The organism is Actinomadura macra NBRC 14102, from assembly GCF_001552215.1.
Taxonomy (GTDB): Bacteria; Actinomycetota; Actinomycetes; order Streptosporangiales; family Streptosporangiaceae; genus Spirillospora; species Spirillospora macra.
In genome coordinates this window covers 618211-624385 of sequence record NZ_BCQT01000011.1, presented here as the reverse complement: position 1 = coordinate 624385, position 6175 = coordinate 618211, and the positions used below count along the sequence as shown (strand labels likewise).

Here is a 6175-nt window from a genome sequence, read left to right as displayed (position 1 = left end):
GAAGGGGCCTTTCCGCTCGACTTGCATGTGTTAAGCACGCCGCCAGCGTTCGTCCTGAGCCAGGATCAAACTCTCCATCAAGGCCACACGACCACCCAGGGGGCGAACCCCAAGCAGCCAAACCTCAGAGAAAATCCCAGCAAACAACCCCTCCACACGGAGGAATCGCATTGCCTCAAAGAAATCCCCACCACCGAACACCAAGGAACGATGGCACGGGGCGACCCGACCGAAAACCGGCCGAGCCGATAAAGGCACTGGCTTTTAACACGCTGTTGAGTTCTCAAGAAACGGACACCCACCGCACCGAACCCGCTCCCGCGGGCCCCGCTCCGGGGCAACCCTTCTAACTTACCGGAATCTTCGCTCCTGTCAACCCACTCAGCTGAGTCGATCTTCAGGATCGGCGCCCGTCCCCCGTGCACCATCGCAGGCAGCGAGAGAGCCGCCTGTGAATGATCTTTCGAGGGAGTCCCTAGGGTCGGCCACCTCGCGGCGTCCTGCATCCCTTCCGGGCTAGCCACTCAAGAGTACCTCGGTTCGTAGCAAGCTTCGAACCGTTTTCCTCATGTGGCTTCCCCTGGGGCCGTCCGCCTCCCGGCGTCCCGCATCCCCTCGGGGCAGGAAGAACACTAGGCACCGCCGTACGGTCCGTCAAATCAGCGCGGCCACGCGTTCGCCACCTCCCAGAAATCTGCTGGTCACGCGTATTCGAGGGGTCAACATCAGCGCCATGTCAGCGCCACGTCAGGCCTCGGAGTCCCCATGTGCGTGCCGTGTCAGCGGCCTCACCCATCGTGGAACGGCAGAGCGAACAAGACCGAGAGGCCGACATGAAGCATGTGATCCAGGCAGAGGGCCTTCGCAAGCGATTCGGGGAGACCAAGGCCCTGGACGGGGTGGACCTCGCGGTGAAGCGGGGCACCGTTCTCGGGGTGCTGGGCCCCAATGGGGCGGGCAAGACCACGGCCGTACGCATCCTGGCGACGTTGCTGAAACCGGATGGCGGGCACGCGGAGGTGTGCGGGTACGACGTCGTCACCGATGCTGTGCGGGTCCGGGCGATGATCGGGCTGACCGGTCAGTACGCCTCGGTCGACGAGGAACTGACCGGGACGGAGAACCTCGTGATGATCGCCCGGCTGCTGGACTTCGGCCGGGCGGAGGCGCGGGCCAGGGCTCGGGAGCTGCTGGACCGGTTCCGGCTGGCCGAGGCCGGTTCGCGCGCCGTGAAGACATATTCGGGCGGTATGCGAAGGCGGCTGGATCTGGCGGCGAGCCTGATCAACCGTCCGGAGGTCATCTATCTGGACGAGCCGACGACCGGCCTGGATCCCCGCGCGCGCAACGAGGTGTGGGAGACGGTCCGCGGTGTCGTCACCGAGGGCGCGACGGTCCTTCTGACGACGCAGTATCTGGAGGAGGCGGATGCCCTCGCGAACCGGATCATGGTGTTCGATCACGGACGGGTGATCGCGGAGGGGACGTCCGATGATCTGAAATCCCAGATCGGGCGGCAGACGCTCAGCGTCCGCGCGAGCGAGGCGTTCCGTACCGCTCAGCTGACGTCGATCGTCGCCGAGCTGACCGGCGAGCGGCCGGACGTCCAGGAGCCGGCGGGGCTGGTCACGGCGCCGGTGGCGGACCCCGCGGTGATGTCGGCGCTCGTCCGGCGGATGGACGAGGCGTCCATCGTGGCGGCGGAGCTGGCGTTGCGGATGCCGAGTCTGGATGAGGTGTTCCTCACGCTCACCGGGCATCCGGCCGAGGAGCCCGCGACCGATCTCGTCACGGAAGGAAGCGTGGCATGAACGCGATGACCGTAGGAACACGTCCGATCGCGGAGCCGCCGGCGCGCATCAGCCCGCGCAGGACGTTGCGCCATGGCCTGACGCTGGCGTGGCGCAACATCGCGCAGCTGCGGCACTCGCCGGAGAAGCTGCTGGACACGACGCTGATACCGATCGTGTTCCTGCTGCTGTTCCTGTACGTGTTCGGTGGGGCGGTGGCGGGCAGCACTCACGACTACTTGCAACAGCTCCTGCCTGGCCTTGTCGCGCAGATGACAATGTTCGCGACGATGGGACTCGGGACGGCGCTGAACGAGGACATCCACAAGGGGGTGTTCGACCGGTTCAGGAGCCTGCCGATCGCGCGGTCGGCCCCTTTGCTGGGGACGGTGCTGGGCGACACCGTCCGGTTCATCATCGTGATGACGGTCCTGGTGACCTTCGGGTCGCTGTTGGGGTTCCGGTTCCACACCGATCCGCTGTCGGTGCTGGCGGCGTTCGCACTCGCGTACGTGTTCTACCTGGCGGTGTGCTGGATCTCGGTGTTGGTGGGGCTTGTGGCACCGTCGCCGGACACGGTCCAGGGATTCTCGTTCCTCTGGGTGATGCCGTTGACCTTCGGCAGCAGCGTGCTGGTCTCGGACACGTCCACCATGCCTGGCTGGTTGCAGAAGTGGACGGACATCAATCCCGTCACTCATCTGGCGGACGCGGTGCGAGCACTGACGATCGGCGGTTCGGTCGGCAACCATGTCTGGTACACGCTCGCGTGGGCGGCGGGCATCGTGCTCGTCACGTTCCCCCTGGCCATGCGGATGTACGCCCGGAGAGCGTAGGGCTTGTCCCAGGGAGCCTCGGCAGTCACGCGCGCGCTACCTGTCCCGGTGAGGCAACGCCGAAGGCGAACCTCACCGGGACAGATCGCGAAGCGAGGTCGTGTGCTCGCCCGAGCGGCGTGCCTGCGATGAACGCAGTTGGAGGGACAGAGACAGTCCCGCGCCCGTCAGGTCCCACGGGCGAATCGGAAGGCCGAAGCCAAGGGAGGCGAGTGAGGCGAGGGCGTCGCCCACTCCCCTGTCCCAGCCGTTCGGACGACGGCGGGCTGCGGCTGGCCGCGGCGTCTCAGGGATGCGCGGTAGTGGGCCTCCTGGAGGCGATCAGTCTCGGCCCATCGGTGAGGATCTGTTCGCGGGTGACGTCGCGGCCGCGGGTGTAGGCGGCGGCGAAGGCGGCTTCGCCCAGGGCTTCGGTGACGGAGGCGACCGTCCGGCGGACGTCGTAGGACCCGTCGTCGCGGAAACCGAGCAGGGTATGCGCGGTGCCGAGGAGTTCGGCGGCGCGGGTGTGGTCACCGCTCGCGGCGATGAGAGCGGCCAAGCCCTCGACCAGTCCACCGAGTACGGGGTTGCTGGAGAAGACGTCGTCCTCGAACCGGTCGAAGGCCCGCGCATGCCAGTCGGCGGCGGCGGCCAGGTCGCCCTGTTCCTCGGCGAGGCAGCCGAGGCGACTGTAGGTCCGGCGGGAGACCTCGGTGAAGTCGGGACGGTGCCGGCGCGGCTCGCACCAGTCGTAGGCGCGCTCGGCGTAGGAACGCGCGCCCGCTATATCGCCCTCCTGGAGTGACAGTTCGCTCAGCAGCAGGGCGGCGGACGTGGCGTTGGAGAGGTCGCCGATGCGTTCGGTGTCCATTTCGGCTTGCTCGGCGTCCCGGCGCGCGCACACGAGGTCACCTTGCTTCGCCCGTGCGCGGGCGAGCTGGATGAGCATCGAGGACCCCTGCTCTGGGCTCACCCCCTGCGTGGCGTATCCGTACCCTTCCTCCCCCAGGCGGACGGCTTCGGCTGTCTCACCGCGGGCCATCGCGATATGGAGCAGCCCGCCGATGCTGAGGATGAGGCCGAAGCGGTCGCCCATCTCGCCGAAGAGCGCGTGCCCGGCGGCGACCTCCTCCGCCGCCTCCTCGATCCGGCCCTCGTTCAACGCGAGGTAACCGAGCATGGCGCGCGCAAGGGCGACCACCCACGGATCGGGGTGGTCGGTGACGGCCAGCAACCCCTGGCGGGTCCCCTCCATGTCTCCACCGAAGATGAGGCAGGCGGGACGGGCGAGGACGAGCACGGGGTGGCGCGGCGATTCGGGCACGAGCCTGATCACGCGGTCGAGGGTCGCCCGCAGCGACTCGGCGGTGGGGCCGGGCTCGGAGGTCATCTCGCTGACGAGATCGGCCGAGAAGACGCAGAGCGCGTACTCCTCGTCCAGGCCGGGCGGCGGGTCGTCGCCGACCATCTGCCGGATCATGACGGCGAACCCGCCGGCCTCCACCTCCAGGTCCCGCATGAGCCAGTACCAGACGAGCGCCGCCACGAGCCGCAGCCCGGTCGCGGCGTCGCCGGAGTCGGTGAGGTGGCGGAACGCGGCGGCGAAGTTGTCGCGCTCGGCGCCGAGCCGGTCGGCCCAGTAGAGCTGCTCGTGGCCGCGCAACTCCGGTTCGGCGCGCTCGGCCAGCCAGGCGCAGTACGCGGCGTGCTCGGCGCGGACACGGGCGGCCTCACCCGCCTGCTCCAACCGCTCGCCCGCGTAGACGCGGACGGTCTCCAGCAGCCGGTAGCGGACCTCGGGGTCGCCCTCGGCCATGACGAGGGACTTGTCGATCAGCGCGGCGATCACGTCGATGACGTCACCGGGGGTGGGCGCGTCGGGCGCCGCGAGCCCGCACACGCGGACCGCGCTCTCCGGCGTCGCGCCACCGGCGAACACCGACAGCCGGCGCAGGACGGTGCGCTCCACGTCGTCCAGCAGGTCCCAGCTCCAGTCGACGACGGCCCGCAGCGTACGGTGCCTGGGCAGGGCGGCGCGGCTGCCTGCGGCGAGCAGCCGGAACCGGTCGCCGAGCCGTGCGGCGACCTGGCCGGGGGTGAGGGAGCGCAGCCGCGCGGCGGCCAGCTCGATCGCGAGGGGGATGCCGTCCAGCGCACGGCAGATCTCGACGACGTCCGCGACGGTCTCCTCGTCCACCGCGAATCCGGGTCGGACCGCCGCGGCCCGGTCGGCGAACAGCCGGACCGCACCGTAGCGCAGCGCCTCGTCCGGCGCGGTCTCCTCCTCGGGCGGCAGCGGCAGGGACGGCACCGGGCACAGCGACTCGCCGGTGATGCCGAGCGGCTCGCGGCTGGTGGCGAGGACGCGGACCCCGGCGGCCAGCCCGAGGACGTGGTCGACGAGCCGCGCGGACGCCTCGACGAGATGCTCGCAGTTGTCCAGGACGATGACCATCCGTTTGGCCGCGAGGAAGTCGGCGAGCCGGTCCAGCGGGCGGGTGGCCGTGCGGGTCTCGGCGGGACGGACGGTCTCGGGCACGCCGAGCGCGGCCAGCACGGCGTGCACCACGTCGCCGGAGTCGCTGACCGGCGCGAGCGGGACGAACCACACGCCGTCCGGAAGTTCGTCGGCGAGCGCGGCGGCGCTCTCCCCGGCGAGCCGCGTCTTACCCGCGCCGCCGGGCCCGGTGAGGGTGACGAGGCGGCTCTCGCGCAGCAGCTCGCCGACCCGCCGCGACTCCTCCTCCCGCCCGACGAAGCTGGTGAGCTGCGCGGGCAGGTTCGTCCTGACGGGACGCGCCGCGACGGCCACGGACGCCGCGGATTCGACGCCGGCGGGCTCGTCGTCGCGGCGCAGGATGGCCAGATGGACGGCCGCCAGCCCGGCGGACGGATCGACGCCGAGCCGGCCGGCGAGCGCCCGCCGCGTCTCCTCGAAGACCTCAAGGGCGTCGGCCTGGCGGCCCGCGGCGTACAGCGCGCGCATGTAGTGCCCCCGGAGCCGTTCCCGCAGCGGATGCGCGACGGCCAGCGGCTCCAGTTCGGCGACCGGCGGGACGGGCAGGCCGGCGGCGAGCCGGGCGTCCGCCCGGTCCTCGACGGCCGCGAGCCGCAGTTCCCCGAGCCGCGCGATCGTGCGGGACGCGTAGTCGGCGTCGGCGACGTCGGCGAGCGCCGGTCCACGCCACAGCCCGAGCGCGCGGCCCAGCTTCTCCGCGCGCAGGCCCGGATCCGCCTCCCCGCGCGCCGAGGCGACGGCCCGCTCGAACGCGACCGCGTCCACCTCGCCCGGGTCGACCGCCAGCCGATACCCGCCCGGACCGTGTTCGACCAGGTCACGGCCCGCCGCGCCGCGCAGCCGCGAGACCAGGGCTTGCAGGGCGTTGCCGCCGGGAGGGTCACCGTCCCACAGATCGTCCAGCAGCCGCTCGGCGGACACCGGACGACCGGCCTCCGCCGCCAGCCGGACCAGCAGGGCGCGCAGACGCGGGCCGCTGACCTCGACCGGCCGGGCGGCCACGTCCCGCACTTCGAGCGGGCCCAGGATGCCGATGCGCACGTGTCCCC

General features: G+C 70.8%; 3 protein-coding genes and 1 rRNA gene. 2 read left to right on the top strand and 2 right to left on the bottom strand.

Annotation, left to right across the window (positions count from 1 at the left end):
• Positions 1-81: ribosomal RNA gene (locus tag AMA02S_RS22445) — 16S ribosomal RNA — on the bottom strand; the annotation flags it as partial.
• Between the two features lie 752 nt (positions 82-833).
• Here AMA02S_RS22445 and AMA02S_RS22440 point away from each other — a divergent pair.
• Together AMA02S_RS22440 and AMA02S_RS22435 are read left to right on the top strand one after the other, a co-directional pair.
• Complete coding sequence (locus AMA02S_RS22440; protein ID WP_067461290.1) at positions 834-1811, top strand: ATP-binding cassette domain-containing protein; 978 nt, start codon at positions 834-836, stop codon at positions 1809-1811.
• On the top strand, positions 1808-2626 hold the full coding sequence (locus AMA02S_RS22435) for an ABC transporter permease (RefSeq protein ID WP_245667722.1): 819 nt from the start codon (positions 1808-1810) through the stop codon (positions 2624-2626). Before AMA02S_RS22440 ends, AMA02S_RS22435 begins: the two co-directional genes overlap by 4 nt.
• Before the next feature lie 286 nt (positions 2627-2912).
• Here the strand turns inward: AMA02S_RS22435 and AMA02S_RS22430 are convergent, their stop codons facing one another.
• Positions 2913-6167: an ATP-binding protein gene (locus AMA02S_RS22430; RefSeq protein ID WP_067461289.1), complete on the bottom strand. Its 3255-nt coding sequence runs from the start codon at positions 6165-6167 to the stop codon at positions 2913-2915.
• Positions 6168-6175 lie beyond the last annotated feature (8 nt).